General features: G+C 67.5%; 15 protein-coding genes. 8 read left to right on the top strand and 7 right to left on the bottom strand.

Translation table 11 applies throughout. The features are described 5' to 3' along the window. Positions 1-2708, top strand: a 2708-nt coding sequence (locus tag AC1DVI_RS03725; protein WP_476956802.1) for a PAS domain-containing protein, incomplete at its 5' end; no start/stop codon positions are given. Between the two features lie 33 nt (positions 2709-2741). Here AC1DVI_RS03725 and AC1DVI_RS03730 read toward each other — a convergent pair. From AC1DVI_RS03730 to AC1DVI_RS03740, 3 genes are all read right to left on the bottom strand, one after another. Next, entirely contained in the window at positions 2742-3704 is a 963-nt protein-coding gene (locus tag AC1DVI_RS03730) for a DMT family transporter (RefSeq protein WP_476956803.1), read from the bottom strand. Between the two features lie 115 nt (positions 3705-3819). Next, on the bottom strand, positions 3820-4362 hold the full coding sequence (locus tag AC1DVI_RS03735) for a DUF2934 domain-containing protein (RefSeq protein ID WP_149165081.1): 543 nt from the start codon (positions 4360-4362) through the stop codon (positions 3820-3822). Positions 4363-4522: 160 nt separating this feature from the next. Next, positions 4523-5011: an acyloxyacyl hydrolase gene (locus tag AC1DVI_RS03740; protein WP_149165123.1), complete on the bottom strand. Its 489-nt coding sequence runs from the start codon at positions 5009-5011 to the stop codon at positions 4523-4525. Between the two features lie 332 nt (positions 5012-5343). On the opposite strand from AC1DVI_RS03740, the gene AC1DVI_RS03745 reads away from it, so the two are divergent. The 4 genes from AC1DVI_RS03745 to AC1DVI_RS03760 all read left to right on the top strand — a co-directional run bounded on the left by AC1DVI_RS03745 (position 5344) and on the right by AC1DVI_RS03760 (position 8916). Then, the gene (locus AC1DVI_RS03745; RefSeq protein WP_476956804.1) at positions 5344-6903 is read left to right on the top strand and encodes a bifunctional aminoglycoside phosphotransferase/ATP-binding protein; all 1560 of its coding nucleotides are present in this window, start codon (positions 5344-5346) and stop codon (positions 6901-6903) included. Between the two features lie 138 nt (positions 6904-7041). Next, positions 7042-7908 carry a universal stress protein gene (locus AC1DVI_RS03750; RefSeq protein WP_476956805.1) on the top strand — a complete coding sequence of 289 codons (867 nt, stop codon included), beginning with the start codon at positions 7042-7044 and terminating at the stop codon, positions 7906-7908. A gap of 150 nt (positions 7909-8058) precedes the next feature. Next, the gene (locus AC1DVI_RS03755) at positions 8059-8319 is read left to right on the top strand and encodes a hypothetical protein (RefSeq protein WP_014197158.1); all 261 of its coding nucleotides are present in this window, start codon (positions 8059-8061) and stop codon (positions 8317-8319) included. Positions 8320-8556: 237 nt separating this feature from the next. Next, positions 8557-8916: a hypothetical protein gene (locus AC1DVI_RS03760; protein ID WP_476956806.1), complete on the top strand. Its 360-nt coding sequence runs from the start codon at positions 8557-8559 to the stop codon at positions 8914-8916. A 60-nt stretch (positions 8917-8976) separates the two neighbouring features. On the opposite strand, the gene AC1DVI_RS03765 is transcribed toward AC1DVI_RS03760, so the two are convergent. The 3 genes from AC1DVI_RS03765 to folK all read right to left on the bottom strand — a co-directional run bounded on the left by AC1DVI_RS03765 (position 8977) and on the right by folK (position 10410). After that, the gene (locus tag AC1DVI_RS03765) at positions 8977-9135 is read right to left on the bottom strand and encodes a hypothetical protein (protein WP_170295842.1); all 159 of its coding nucleotides are present in this window, start codon (positions 9133-9135) and stop codon (positions 8977-8979) included. Positions 9136-9351: 216 nt separating this feature from the next. Next, complete coding sequence (locus AC1DVI_RS03770) at positions 9352-9759, bottom strand: dihydroneopterin aldolase (protein WP_247889906.1); 408 nt, start codon at positions 9757-9759, stop codon at positions 9352-9354. A gap of 144 nt (positions 9760-9903) precedes the next feature. Further along, positions 9904-10410, bottom strand: coding sequence for a 2-amino-4-hydroxy-6-hydroxymethyldihydropteridine diphosphokinase (gene folK / locus AC1DVI_RS03775; RefSeq protein ID WP_149165077.1), 507 nt, complete (start codon positions 10408-10410; stop codon positions 9904-9906). A 235-nt stretch (positions 10411-10645) separates the two neighbouring features. Between folK and AC1DVI_RS03780 the strand changes: the two genes are divergently transcribed. From AC1DVI_RS03780 to AC1DVI_RS03790, 3 genes are all read left to right on the top strand, one after another. After that, entirely contained in the window at positions 10646-11107 is a 462-nt protein-coding gene (locus AC1DVI_RS03780; RefSeq protein ID WP_476956807.1) for a hypothetical protein, read from the top strand. A gap of 100 nt (positions 11108-11207) precedes the next feature. Beyond that, positions 11208-11870, top strand: coding sequence for an SRPBCC family protein (locus AC1DVI_RS03785; protein WP_476956808.1), 663 nt, complete (start codon positions 11208-11210; stop codon positions 11868-11870). Between the two features lie 129 nt (positions 11871-11999). Next, on the top strand, positions 12000-12380 hold the full coding sequence (locus AC1DVI_RS03790) for a c-type cytochrome (protein ID WP_476956809.1): 381 nt from the start codon (positions 12000-12002) through the stop codon (positions 12378-12380). Positions 12381-12465: 85 nt separating this feature from the next. On the opposite strand, the gene pepN is transcribed toward AC1DVI_RS03790, so the two are convergent. Continuing rightward, complete coding sequence (gene pepN / locus AC1DVI_RS03795) at positions 12466-15123, bottom strand: aminopeptidase N (RefSeq protein WP_476956810.1); 2658 nt, start codon at positions 15121-15123, stop codon at positions 12466-12468. Positions 15124-15180 lie beyond the last annotated feature (57 nt).

Here is a 15180-nt window from a genome sequence, read left to right on the forward strand (position 1 = left end):
CGCTGGCGGTGGCGGCGCTGGTCGCCTGGGCCCTTGCCCGCTCCCACGACCGGCGCGAGGCGGCGGAGCGGCGCGCGCGGGTGGCGGAGGCCGCGGCGGAGGCCGACCGGCGATCCCATGCCATTCTGGAAAGCACGACGGACGGCGTCTACGAGGTCGACCGGTCCTGGCGCATCGTCTACATGAACGGACGCGCGCGCGGCCTGATGGGCGGCAGCAGCGACCTGACCGGACAGCGTTTGTGGGAGGCCTTTCCCGACGCCATGGGAACGGTGCTGTGGGACCGCCTGCACCTCGCCATGAGGGATCGTCATCCCGACGAGTTCGAGGCCTATTTCGCGCCGCTCGGCGTCTGGCTCTTCCTGCGGGTTTTTCCGTCCTCCGCCGGATTGGCCGTCTACTTCCAGGACATCAGCAAGCGCCTGCTCGCCGAACGGGCGCTGGAACGCGCGGTGGAGCAGGCGAACCAGATCCTGGAGAGCATCGGCGACGCCTTCTACGCCATCGACCGCGACTGGCGGATCACCTACGTGAACAAGCGCGCCCAGGAGATGTTCGAGCGCCCACGCGACGACCTCGTCGGGCGCTGCCTGTTGGACCTCTTTCCCGACGTCGCGGGCAACACCATCATCCGCAGCTTCGAGGCCGCCATGGCCGACCAGCAGCCGCGCGAGTTCGAGGCGCTGTCCGGCATCTTCCAGCGCTGGACCATGTTCAACGTCTATCCGCAGGCGGGCGGCGGCCTGTCCATCTACTTCCGCGACGTGTCCGCCCACCGCGCGGCGGAGGCGGCCCTGCGCGCCAGCGAGCACCGCTACCGCACGCTCCTGGAAGCGCTGCCGCAGATGGTCTGGACCTGCCGGCCGGACGGCAGCGGCGATTTTCTGAGCCGGCAATGGCTGGCCTACACCGGCCAGACGGAGACGTCGGCCCAGGGCTTCGGCTGGACCAGCTCCATTCATCCCGACGATCAGGAGCGGATTTCCGCGGTCTGGGCCCAGGCTGTCGCTCAAGGGATGGTCTTCGACACGGAGGCGCGCATCCGCAGCGCCGATGGCACCTATCGCTGGTTCAAGCAGCGCGCCCTGGCGACCGTCGACCCGGAAACCGGAGATGAGCGCTGGTTCGGCACCTCCACCGACATCACCGACATCTTCGAGGCGCGCAACGCCATGCAGGCGGCCAAGGAGGAGGCGGAGGAAGTGGGCTTGCGATTCCGCACGCTGGCGGATTCCATCCCGCAGCTTGCCTGGATGGCCCGTCCGGACGGGCGCATCTTCTGGTACAATCAGCGCTGGTACGACTACACGGGCGTCGAGGGCGCGGACGCCGCATCAGGTCGGCTGTGGGATGGCATCCTTCCCGCCGAGCATGCCGAACGCGTTACGGCCAGCCTTCAGCGCTCCTTCCAGACCGGGGAGCCGTGGGAGGACACCTTTCCCATGGCCGGACGGGACGGTGCCTTCCGCTGGTTCCTGTCGCGGGCGCTGCCCGTGCGCGATTCCGCCGGCGCCGTCGTGCTGTGGTTCGGCACCAACACCGACGTGACCGACCGGCTGGAGGCCGAGGACGCCCTGCGCCGCGCCAAGGAGGAGGCGGAACGGGCCGCCCTGTCCAAGTCCAAGTTCCTCGCCTCGGCCAGCCACGACCTTCGTCAGCCGATGCAGTCGCTGTTCCTGTTCTCCGGCGCGCTGCACGGTCATGTCCATGGCGAGAAGGGGATGAAGGCGCTGCGCCATCTCGAAAGCGGGCTGGACGCGCTGAAGGGGTTGCTGGACAGCCTGCTCGACGTGTCGCGCCTGGACGCCGGGGTGGTCAAGCCGACGCTGGAGGATTTTCCGGTGGCGCTGCTGCTCGACCACATCGCGGCGGGCTATGCCCCGGTGGCCCGTGGCAAGGGGCTCGACTGGACGATGGAGGGGTGTCCGCTGAGCATCCGCTCCGACCGCGTCTTGCTGGGCCGGATGATCCGCAACCTCGTGGAGAACGCCATCCGCTACACGGAGCGGGGGAGCATCGCCATTGCCTGCACGGCCGTCGGCGGGCGGATGCGGATAACGGTTTCCGACACCGGCATCGGCATTTCCGAAGAGCATCTGCCCCGAATCTTCGAGGAGTTCCATCAGGTCGGCAATCCAGAGCGCGACCGCAGCCAGGGACTTGGGCTGGGCCTCGCCATCGTTCAGCGCATCGGGCAGCTTTTGGACCATCCGGTGACCGTCCGCTCCACGCCCGGCGCGGGGTCGGTCTTCATTATCGAGGTGCCGTTGGGCGAGACTCCGAAGCCCATCGAGACGATGGCTGCGACGCCCACGGCGTCGGCGAGCGGTGATGAGCGGTTGGCCGTGGTCGTGGACGACGACGCCATTGTGCTGCTGGGCCTTCAGGCCATTCTGCGCGAGTGGGGGTACGAGGTGCTGATCGCCGGCTCGGGGGAGCAGGCTGTGGACAAGCTGCGCTCGGTCAGCCGCAAGCCCGACATCATCATCGCCGACTACCGCCTGCGTGAAGGCAAGGTCGGCACCGACGCCATCCTAGACATCCGCCGGCTGTTCGACGCCGACATCCCGGCGATCATCGTGACCGGGGAAACCGGTCCGGAGTGCCAGCGCGACGCCGTGCGCCACGGTTTCGGCCTGATGCACAAGCCGGTGACCCCGCGCCAACTCGCCGGAGCCATGGAGCGCTCCCTGCAACCGGCGGAATGAGGCCGGCAGAATGAATCCGGCGGTCCCGGGCGGTCAGTCGCCGCCCCCGCCCATCGCGGGCGGGGTGGGCGGCAGACGGCGACGGGTTTCGCGGTGCAGGATGTACAGGCCGCTGACCGCCACCACGGCGGCTCCCAGCACCATGTGCAGGGTGGGCATCTCGCCCCACAGCATCCAGCCGAACAGAACGGCCCACAGCAGCGCGGCGTAGTTGAAAGGCGCCACCACGGCCGCCGGGGCCAGCGAATAGGCCCGGGTCAGGAACAGCTGGGCGCCGCCGCCGAGCACGCCGGTGGCCGACAGCAGGGCGAGGTCGGTCAGGTTGTGCGGGGTGATCCACACGAACGGCATGACCAGCGCCAGGATCAGAGTGGTGATCGCGGTGAAGTAGAAGACGATGGTGTTGGCGTGCTCGGTCTTGCTGAGCTGGCGGATCGCCACCATCGCGAAGGACTGGCAGAAGGCGGCGCCGAGCGCGACCAGAGCGCCCAGATGCGTCAGCATCTCGCCCGACGGCCGGACCATGATGAGAACGCCGACGAAGCCGACCAGCACCGCGCTCCACCGGTGGATGCCGACCTTCTCGCCGAGCAGCGGCACCGACAGGGCGGTGAGGAACAGCGGTGCCGAGAAGTTCAGCGCCACCGCGTCCCCCAGCGGCAGCAAACTGAAGGACCAGAAGGTCAGCGACATCGCGGTCAGTCCGACGACCGAGCGCCAGACATGGCCCATCGGGCGTTCGGTGCGCAGGCTGTTGATCCAGCCGCCCTGGAGCGAGATGACCACCGCCACGGGAATCAGGGCCATGGCGTTGCGGAAGAAGGTCACCTCGATGACGGGGTACGTCTCCGAGAGCAGCTTCACCAGCACGTTCATCAGGGAGAAGAGCAGCACCGACCCCAGCATCATGACGATGCCGAGCGGTATGTTCTCCACGCGGATGTGGCGGGGCGTCGCGGGACGGGCGGGGGCGGGGGAGAGGGGGGGCGCGGTCACGCCCGGATGCTATCAACTGCAACCACCCGCGTCACGTTGCCGCGACACGGATGGTCATGTCCTGAAGGAATGGCCGGATTGCGGTGAGACACCGATCCGGCCGTTGCGCGCGTCGTCAGCGGTTGTTCAGCAATTCGGCGATTTCGCCTTCTGCCCTCAACCAGTGGTCCATCTCGTGGCCGTCCGGGCGACCCTCGCGTTCCCAGATCTCATAGGCGCGCTCCTGAACCATGCGGCTCTTCTGGCCCTGCAGAAGACCCTCGGCGATGTGCATGTTGATGCGCGACAGCGACACCAGCTTGCGCGCCTCGATGGAGCCCCGGGTGGCTTCCATGGTGGTGTCGGTGACATACTGCGCAAGGTTGCGCAGGTTCGCCTTGACCTCGGACTCCAGCGTGTTTTCCTCGTTCTTGAGCACCGTCTTGATGGCGACCCATAGGCGCAGATTGTGGTCGAGCGCGTGATTCGCCTTTTCCGGCGTGTCGGCTTCGACGAGCAGGCTGGCGGCGTGCAGCAACGCGACCGCATCCTGTTCGATGGCCGCGAAGTTGGTGTTCAGGACGATTTCCGCCCCGGTGTCGGTGGCGAGCGCTTCGGCCGCTTCAGGCGACGGAGCGGCTTCGACGGTCTTTGCGGTGGCGGTCTTGCGCTTGGCCATGATCGAATCCCCGGCGTTGGTCCCCGAGGTCAATAGAACCAGCCGTTGTTAACAAGTGGTTAAGGCGAGTATTGCCAACCCTTTTGCGCAGCCTTAGCGTCAGAAGAAACGCCAAGTGATTCGCGAATGGTCTTGCTGCGCTGCAAAAGAACGGGCGGACTCAGCGTCCGGTGAAGGCTCCGAACGGCATGCGGTAATAGAATCCGAACACGTTGTTGGCCGGTGCGGCGGCGTCCGCGGCAGGGCCGCTGGTGTCGATGCGGCTGTAGCCCAAGCTGAAGCGGGCCTTGTTCTCGAACTGATATCCGAGTTCGAGCTGGGAGCGGAACTCCACCACGCTGCCCGACGACGCCGGGTCGCGGGGGGTGACCGGCAGGGTTCCGGCACCGAGGCTGGGGGTGAAGACAAAGGAGGATCCCCCCAGCGGAACGTCGATCAGGATGCCGCCCATGCCGTGCAGGCTGCCGTCCGGCGCGCTGGGGCCGAGCGACACCCAAGGGCGCACCTCCGCATAGCCGTCGAGCTTTGGCAGAAGGGAGGAGCCGATGCGGATCTTGTTGTGCAGGTCGGACACCTTGGTGTCCGGCGCCTCTCCCACACTGTAGGCGAGGCCGCCGATCTTCCAGTTGCCAATCCGGTCGTCCGGCATCGCCAGGGTCTGTGCGCCTGCGGAAGCGGAGAGCGCGAGGCCCGCCGCGGCAACCACCAGACAAAGGCACGAGGACCCATGACGCACGGCGGCCTGCTCCCGATCGATCGTTGACCGTCCTACTCCGGCTGCTCCAGCCTACCGCGTCCGATGTCGGAGCGGTCGTGGCATTACGCGTTGCACCGCACCCCCGCGCAAGCGCGTAACGGTGCTACTCCCAGATGTCGTGCGCGCCGCCCCCGGCGTCAATGGTGGGAGGGCTGCCCTGTTTGCGAAGGCCTAGGCGGTTGGCGGAGGTCTTCGGGGAGCATGGAGCATGTTAGACTGCGGTCATGCAGCACGCCGCTTCCGATCCCGCACAGGACCCGACGCCGATGGTGGCCGCCTTCCTCGCCGACCCGGCGAGCCACGGCGGGGCAGCGGTGGAGCGTGTCGAAACCCATGCCGCCATCGTTTTCCTGGCCGGCGACCGGGCGTACAAGCTGAAGCGCGCGGTCCGCTACCCCTATCTCGACTATTCGACGGCCGAGCGGCGGCGTGCGGCATGCGTGGAGGAATTGCGCCTGAATCGCCGAACCGCGCCATCCCTTTATCTTGGTCTGGAGTCGGTGGTGCGGCGGGCGGACGGAGCGCTGGCCTTCGGTGGCGAGGGTGCGGCGGGTGGAGCGGCGTTGGATTGGCTGGTTGCGATGCGCCGCTTTCCACAGGACGCCCTGCTGGACCGCGTGGCGGAGCGGGGCGGTCTCGACGACGGGCTGATTCGCGATCTGGCCGACGCGGTGACGGCCTTTCACAAGGCCGCGGAACCGCGCCCCGACGGCGGCGGGGCCCTGGCGATGCGGGAGGTGGTGGACGGCAACATCGCCGAACTGCGCGCCAACCCTTCCCTGTTTCCTCCGGAGCGCGTCGAATCGTTGGCCCAAAGGTCGGCGGACGCGCTGAAGCGCCTGAGCCCGTTGCTGGAGGAACGGCGGCTGGGTGGCTTCGTCCGGCACTGCCATGGTGACCTGCATCTGCGGAACATCGTGCTTCTCGAAGGAAAGCCGGTGCTGTTCGATGGCATTGAGTTCGACGCGCGGTTGGCGGTCATCGATGTCGCCTACGACCTCGCCTTTCTGCTGATGGAATTGGAACGGCGGGGGCTTCGTCCGCTCGGCAACGCGTTCCTCAACCGCAGCCTGGACGCAACGGAGGACTATGACGCGTTGGCGCTCCTGCCTCTGTTCTTGTCGGTGAGGGCGGCCATCCGTGCCAAGATCGCCGCCACCACGGCGGCGCTCCGCCCGGACGACTTTGCGGCGCGGTCGTCGAAGCGGGAGGCCCTGGTCTATCTGGAGCAAGCCGCGGCGGCGTTGGAACCCCCGCCGCCGCGGCTGGTCGCCATCGGCGGCCTGTCCGGCACCGGCAAGACCCGGCTGGCCCGCGCCCTGGCGCCGTCGCTGGGCGCGTCGCCGGGCGCCGTGGTCCTGCGCTCCGACGCGCTGCGCAAGCGCCTGTTCGGGGTTGGGGAGGCCGAGCGGCTCCCCGCGGACGCCTACACGACGGTGGTGACCGAACGGGTTTATGCCGGGCTGCTGGAACGGGCGCGGACCGTGCTGACCGCCGGGCACAGCGTGGTGCTGGACGCCGTCCATGCCCGTCCTGAGGAGAGGTCCTCCGCCGCCCGTCTTGCGGCGGAGGTCGGCGCGCGATTCGACGGGGTCTGGTTGGACGCGCCCTTGGACACGCGGGTCGCCCGCATCGCCACCCGCCGGGGCGACGCCTCCGACGCCACGGCGGAGGTGGCCGAGCGGCAGGACGTCTATGATCTGGGCCCGCTTGAGTGGCTGCGTACGAATGCTGGCAGGGATGCGGGGGAAACGCTTGCGGCCGTGTTGGAGCGACTGGTGTAATTCCAGGTGGAACGGGCGCCGCCGGTTCCTCATGGTCTAGAATACGGGCGGCGCGGCGCTGGAAACGGTGCATCCAGCCGCTGTTCCGACAGGCACCGTCCATAAGATGGGCCGGCGGAAACGGCCCGGGGGGAGATCATGTCACTCAAGACGATCCTTGTGCCGCTGGCCGGCCTCGACGGCGACACGGTGGCTTTGAACGCGGCGCTGAAGATCGCGCGCGAATTCGACGCCCATATCGACGCCCTGTTCGTGTCGCTGGACCCGCGCGACGCCGTGCCCATGCTGGGCGAGGGCATGTCCGGCGCGATGGTCGAGGAGATCATGCGCGCCGCCGAAGGGGAGTCGAAGACCCACCTGCACACCGCCCGCCGCACCTTCGACGACGTGGTCCGTGCCGCGGGCATCGAACTGCGCGACATCCCAACCGGAGTCGAGGCGCCGACCGCCCAGTGGCGGGAGGAGACAGGGCGTGTCGAGGAGGTGGTGCCCCGCGAAGGGCGGCTGGCCGACCTGCTGGTCTTCGCCCACACCACTCTGGACAGCAACACCCAGGCTTACGCAACGGTGGAAAGCGCGCTGCTGGGGGCGGCCCGCCCGCTGCTGCTGGCACCCGCCACGATGCCGGAAGAGATCGGCCGCACAGTGGCGCTCGCCTGGAACGGCAGCCCCGAATCGGTGCGCGCCCTGACCGGGGCGATGCCCTTCCTGACCGGCGCCGACACCGTTCATGTGTTGACCGCCGAGACCTCGAACACCCAGGCTGCGACAGGGCGTCGCATTGCCCAATATCTCGCTTGGCATGGTGTTAACGTTCAGGTAACCATATTGAAGCCGGGATCGGAACCCGTCGGCCAAGCCATCATCAACAAGGCCGCGGAACTTGGGTCCGACCTCCTCGTGATGGGGGGCTACGGACACAGCCGGATGCGGGAAATGATCCTGGGTGGCGTGACCCGCTATGTTCTGAATCACGCCGGCCTGCCCGTGCTGATGGCCCACTGACGACAGGGCCTCTCTTTTGAAAGGCCGGGCTTCTCCGATCCGACGCGCGGCGCCGCAACGACGGGCGCCCTCCACGCCGATGGTTTTCAACCACAAGGGCCACCCGGACTCCGGTCCGGGCAAGGCCCGGCAATCGGGAAGGAACGCGCCATGTTGACGATCGACGATTGCATCGCGCTCAGCGATCTGACCGAAGAGGAAATCGACGCCATCGCGGAGCATGAGCATCTGCCGGAAATCCTGGCGGTGGAACTGGGCTGCTGCCTTGCCCACGACGCCGAAGGCATCCGCCGGATCGCCCGCATCATCCGCGAGGACATCGACCGGGCCCGCAGTCATGGGCAGACCGTTCACGCCCGCCAGTTGACCGTCGTCCTGGACGGCTTCGTGCATCAGCACCCGGCCCTATAGCCCGGACTTGCGACGGGAGCCAGCAACACGAGACGGCGATGGGAAGGAATGCCCCACACGCACCGTAACGGTGCGCCTGGGGGCGGGGAGGTGCGGAACAACCGGCCCCCCGTCCGGTTGGCATTGGCGGGATCGCGTCGGGGGGGACGGCGGGGAGCGCGAATGGCGCGCTCCCCCAACCGTCGGGCCACAGCGACGCGCTGTCTTGCTCCGCTGCCAGCCAAAGGAAGAACGCCAATGCCCTTGAAGACGATCCGCCTCGAACTGGCCCGCACCGCCGACCACCCGGAAGGCAGCGCTGAGCATGGTTATGAGTTCAAGGCCCCGTTGACCGCGGACGGCCATCTCGACTTGGAGGAATGGCGAGGCCACAAGGCGGCCTGCACGGTCCGCCGCTTCTGGCGCGGCGAGGACGAGCAGACCGGCCACCTCATTCATCGGGGTAAGGGATGGCTGTTCGATTACGATGCCGACGACAGCGACGACGACGAGACGATCTTCCGCTTCGACCGCCACACCCTGGTCGAGGGGGAATACATCTCCATCACCGAACATGACGGTGAGCAGCGCCCCTTCCGCATCGTTTCCGTCCGCTGAACATCGGCCAGCGACGCGCGGCGGACCGCCTTGTCCGGATCCGTCGCCCAATTCCGCCGATCAGGCGGCCAGCCGTTCCTCGCGGTCGCGCAAATTGCGTCCGACCTGTTCGAGAAGCTGCCGCAGAGTCTCGGCGGTCATGCCATCCCGCTTCATCAGGGCGACGATGATCGGCTCGTCCAGGATTTCCGACAGGGTCGGAGCCGTCAATTGGTCCATGTTACCCTCCCTGTTCATGCCGGCCCTGTTCATTCCGGCCGGCCTTAGGCCGCGTCGTTTCCATTGTACGCAAGATACAGTGTTTCGCAAGAATGCTGCGCCGCGAAATAAACTATCACAGACAGTGTAAGAGTAGAAGGGCGCTGAGTGTTCATGCCTGAACACCAGTATGATGCCTATACCGGTAAGGGAGTTACCACGATGGGGGTGGAGGGGTCAGCGGTCCGCGTCGCGGTTCCGCATGATCGTGACGCCGGCCCCAGCCGTGTCGGGAAGCAGGGACGGCAACTCCACGTCGACGCGCACATGGCGGACCTTCGGCTGGGCCATGCAGAACGCCGCGGTGCGGTCGGCCAGATAATCAGGGCCGGGCACCGTTTCCTCGGCGCACAGCCGGCGCAGATCCTCCACGATGTCCTCGTAGGACATGACCGCGGTTATATCGTCGGGAAAGCCCTGGCCGGGGTGGCTGACCTTCAACTCCAAGCTGATATGGACAGTGTGACGTCCGGAGCGCCCGGCGAGCGACACGGTGGCGGTGAAATCGCGCAACAGAATGGTGTAAGTCGCCGCGGCGCCGGGGGAATTGGAGCCGGTGTGTCGGGAAACAGGATCGTTGGCCAAAAAAGACATCTCCTGGCGGGCGGCGGCCCTGATCGATGCCCCGGTCCGGGGCGGCCGCCTCGTCGCTGCGCCACGCCCACTATAGCGCAGGCGCCAGCCCCTTCGGCAAGGTCAGAGCATCAGTACGCCAAGCCGTCGACAGCCTCAGACCGCCACCGACAGGTCCGTGACAGTGCGGACCACGGTATCGCGCCCCGGCACGGCGGCCAGAAGATCGTCGACGCTTCGCGCGATGGCCGGATGCTGAAGGCCGCCCGCGATATCGGCAAGCGGGGCCAGGACGAAGGCGCGCTCCGCGATGCGGGGATGAGGGATCTCCAACTCAGGCGCGTACATCACCAACTCGCCATAGAGCAGGATGTCGATATCGATGGGACGCGGCCCGAAGCGAAGGCCGCCTTCCAGATCGCGGCCCATCTCCGCCTCGATGTTCTTGACATGGCGCAGAAGCTCCCACGGACCGAGGGACGTCTGGCCGCGCAGCGCCATGTTCAGGAAGGGCGGCTGGTCGGTCACGTACATCGGGGCGGTCTCGTAGACGGGCGATGCCAGCGTGACCCGTACCTGCGGAGCGAGCCGCCGCTGTGCCGCCGCCAGATTGGCGGCGCGGTCGCCCAGATTGCTGCCGAGCGCAAGGTAGACCGTGGTCATCGCTGAACCGTCGCTAGTCGAAACCAAACCCTCGTCAGTCATACCATGATCCTCCGTTCCTTCAACCGTCAAAGCATCGGACGGCGACGCCGTCATAGTCGAAACCGCCCCTTCGTCACGTTGAAAGGGTCGGTATGGAGCACGCTCCGGTTTAGGTAGCCGGCTTTCTCCGGGAACCGCAAGCGGCGGACGGGGTTGTGCCAGTCGTGAGATGCTGCATCGGAGGGGGATGGTCATGACGGTTCGGCATGTCGGGACGGCAACGCTTCTGGGTCTGGCCGGGGCGCTCCTGGCGTCCTGCGCCACGGGGCCGGACCCGCAGATCGCCCGGCGCGCCCAGACCGAACTGGTCGGCATGCCGAAGGAACGTCTGCTTTCCTGCGCCGGGGTGCCGACGCGGCAGGCTCAGGCCGGCGGTCGGGAATACTACACCTATGTCTCCGATCCCGGAGTGGCGGTCAGCCCGTTGGGTGGCAGCAGCATTGGCGTCGGCGGCTTCGGCGGGGGCGGTTCCAGCGGTGTTGGCGTCGGGCTGGGATTTGGGCTTCCGCTCGGTTCCTCGTCTCCCGGCATGTGCGAGGCCACCTTCGTCCTGGGGCCGGGGGGGGTGGTGGAGCAGGTCTCCTATCCCGGCAACGCCTCGCTGTCCGCCTGCACGCCGATCGTCCAGAACTGCGTTCCGCCGGCCCCGCGCTGAACCGTCCCGTCCTGGCTGAAAGGGGGACTGTCGCCGGTTGCGGCCTTGCCGTATCGTCCGGCTATGGCTTGGCTGTGAACAAAGGCAGGGAGACCACGTCATGGACATGAGCGGCAGCCAGCGCATCACGGCCCCGCGGGACAAGGTTTGGGCGGCGCTGAACGATCCGGACATCCTGCGCCAGTGCATTCCCGGCTGCGAGGAGGTGCAGAAGACCTCCGACACGGAATTCACCGCGAAGGTGGTGGCCAAGGTCGGTCCGGTCAGCGCCAAGTTCTCCGGCAAGGTGACGCTGTCGGATCTCGACCCGCCCAACGGCTACACCATCACCGGCGAAGGCTCGGGCGGGGCCGCCGGTTTCGGCAAGGGTGGCGCCAAGGTCTCGCTGGAACCGGACGGTGAGGCGGCGACGGTGCTGTCCTACACCGCCCACGCCACGGTCGGCGGCAAGCTCGCGCAGATCGGTTCGCGCCTGGTGGACGCCACGGCGCGCAAGATGGCGGACGATTTCTTCAACCGCTTCACGGCGGTGGTCGGCGGGCCGCCGCCCGAACCGGTCACCGAGCCGGTCGTTCAGACGGTCGCGCAGCCTGCGGCGACGAGTGCGGCCGCTCCACAACCGATAACGCCCGCCGTGGCCGCCCCCGCCCCTGAGATCCCCATTCCGCTTCCCGCCGCCCGGGGCCGTGGAGGCTTTTATGTGCCTTGGGCGGCGCTGGTCGTGGTGGCCGTACTTGTCCTTCTTCTGGCATGGATGAAATAACCCGTATTTGGTGTTTGTGCTGTGGGCGCGACACGTTGGGGGGTTGGCCTTAACCACAGAATGTGTATGCTGCGCCCGAACCTGCCGGCACCAGAACGCCGGCCTCATCCGGAAGGGGGAATCTGACCAATGAATAAGCATATCCTGGGCGTCGCCCTGATCGCCGGCATTGCCATGGGCGCGGGCGCCGCGCAGGCCGCTGACGCCGCCGCCGGTAAGGACGTCTTCAAGCAGTGCATGGCCTGCCACACCGCCGAGCAGGGCAAGAACAAGGTCGGCCCGTCGCTGTTCGGCGTCGTCGGCCGCCCGGCCGCCGCCATCGACGGCTTCAAGTATTCCAAGCCGATGCAGGAGAAGGCCGCCGGCGGTCTGACCTGGACCCCGGACAACCTGAAGGCCTACATCACCGCCCCGAAGGAAGTCGTTCCGGGCGGCACGATGGCCTTCGCGGGCATCAAGGACGCCGGCAAGGTGGACGATCTGATCGCCTTCCTGGGCGAGCAGAAGTAAAGACGCCCGCGTTTCGGCGCGGGGGTAAGGACGGGCCGGAGGGGAAACCCTCCGGCCCTTTCCTTTTGCAACTGGCCTTTTTCGGTCAGCCGGCCGCCTCCAGGCTCTTGCTCGCCACCTCGAAGACGTCGGGCGACAGGCCCGACGTGGCGACGATGCGCTCCAACTCGGCCTTCATCAGGGCGCGGCGCGTCGCGTCGTAGCGGCGCAGGCGCGAGAAGGGACCGACCATGCGGGCCGCCACCTGCGGGTTCATCGGGTCGAGCCGAAGCACCTGATCGGCCAGGAAGCGATAGCCCGCCCCGCTGGTGTCGTGGAAGCGCACCGGGTTGCCGCCCGCGAAGCCGCCGATCAGGGCGTAGACCTTGTTCGGGTTGCGGATTTCGAAGGCGGGATGGGCGAGCAGCGCCGTCACCCGCTCCAGCGTGTCGGGCCGGTGCGAGGTCGCCTGCACGCCGAACCACTTGTCGACCACCAGCGCTTCGCCCTTCCAGCGTTCGTAGAAGCCGGCGATGGCCTCGTCCCGCTCCGGTGCGCTGGAATTGCTGAGGAACTGGAGCGCCGCCATCACGTCGGTCATCGCCTGGGCGCCGCGATACTGGCCGAGGCAGAGGTCCAGCGCCTCCTCGTCCTCCAGCGCCATGAGATAGGCGAGGCAGAGATTCTTCAGCGCCCGCCGGCCGATGGCCGCCGCGTCCACCGAGAAGGGTTCGTTGCCCGCGTTGCGGCGGTAAGTGTCCAGCCAGCCCGGCCGCAGCTCTTCGGCCAGCCGGCGGCGCGCGAACTCGCGCACGGCGTGGATGGCGTCGGGGTCGATCACCTCCATCTGCGTGCCGAGGTAGCTCTCGGTCGGCAGTACCAGGGCCTGCGCGGCGAAGGCCGGGTCCTGGTCGGCGTCCTTGAGGACGGCGCCCACCGCGTCGATGAAGCTCTGGGGCAGCGCCAGATCCCGCCCGGCCTGCCGGTCGGCGACGAGGGAGAGCAGCAGCCGGGTGGCCAGCGTCTGCCCGGCCTCCCAGCGGTTGAAGGCGTCGCTGTCGTTGGCCATCAGGAAGGTCAGGTCGCCGTCCGTCAGGTCGGCCCGCAGCTTCACCGGGGCGGAGAAGCCGCGCAGCAGCGACGGCACCGGGCGGGCCGGAACCTCGACGAACGTGAAGGTCTGCTCGGCCTCGGTGATGTGCAGGGTGCGGCTGGTGCCGGCGGCCTCGGCCTCGCCCGTCAGGCGCAGCGGCAGGTCCGCCCCGTCCGGACCGAGCAGCCCCATGACCAGCGGAATGTGCATCGGCTCCTTCACCGGCTGGCCGGGAGTGGGCGGCACGGTCTGCCTAACGGTCAGCCGGTAGGTCTTCGCGTCGTCGTCATAGGCGCCGCTCACGTCCAGTTCCGGTGTGCCGGCCTGCCGGTACCAGAGTTTGAACTGGCTCAGGTCCACCCCGGTGGCGTCGGACATCGCCGCGGCGAAGTCGTCGCAGGTCACCGCCTGCCCGTCGTGGCGCTGGAAATACAGGTCCATGCCCTTGCGGAAGCCCTGCGCGCCCAGCAGCGTGTGGTACATGCGGATGACTTCCGACCCCTTGTCGTAGACTGTGGGGGTGTAGAAGTTGTTGATCTCCACATAGCTGTCCGGGCGCACGGGGTGCGCCATGGCACCGGAATCCTCGGGGAACTGCACGGTGCGCAGGCGCTGCACGTCGGCGATGCGCTTGACCGCCCGCGAGTTCATATCGCTGGAGAATTCCTGGTCGCGGAAGACGGTCAGCCCCTCCTTCAGCGACAGCTGGAACCAGTCGCGGCAGGTGACGCGGTTGCCGGTCCAGTTGTGGAAATACTCGTGCGCCACCACCGCCTCGATGCCCAGGAAGTCCTGGTCGGTGGCGGTCTCCGGCTTCGCCAGGATGTATTTGGTGTTGAAGACGTTGAGGGACTTGTTCTCCATTGCCCCCATGTTGAAGTCGCCGACCGCGACGATGTTGAAGATGTCGAGGTCGTACTCCAGACCGAACACCTCCTCGTCCCAGCGCATCGACTTGATGAGCGAGCGCATGGCGTGGTCGACCTTGTCCTCGTTCCCCGGCTCGACATAGATGCGCAGGGTCACGTCGCGGCCGGATGCGGTGCGGAATCGGTCCTCCTGATGCACCAGCGTGCCGGCGACCAGGGCGAACAGGTAGCAGGGCTTGGGGAAGGGGTCCTCCCACACCGCGCGGTGGCGCCCGTCGGGTAGGTCGCCGGATTCCATGAGATTGCCGTTGGACAGCAGCACCGGATAGCGCGCCTTGTCCGCGGTGATCGTGGTGGTGTAGCGGGCCATCACATCGGGCCGGTCGGCGAAATAGGTGATCTTGCGGAAGCCCTCCGCCTCGCACTGGGTGCAGAAGTTGCCGGAGGACTTGTAGAGCCCCTCCAGCGCGGTGTTCTCCTGCGGCTTGATGCGGACGACGGTTTCCAGCGTGAAGGTCTCCGGCACGCTGTGGACGGTCAGATGGTCCGGAGTGACGGTGTAGTCGGCGTCGCCCAGCGGCTGCCCGTTCAGCGCGACGGACACCAGTTCCAGCCGCTGCCCGTCCAGCGTCAGCGGCAGCGCCGCCGCATCGTCGCGCGCCGGGTTGCGCCGCAGCCCGAGCTGCGCGCGGACCGTGGTCACCTCCTCGCCGAGATCGAAGAACAGATCGGCCGTGTCGATCAGATGCACGGGCGGGCGGTAGTCCTGGAGGCGGATGGCCTTGGGCGTGCCTTTGTCCATGGGGCTTTTCTCTAACCTTGTTTTGGCCGTGTCGGCGTCGCGGGGACGGACTCTAGC

The organism is Azospirillum sp. P4_B5 (genome assembly GCF_056402275.1).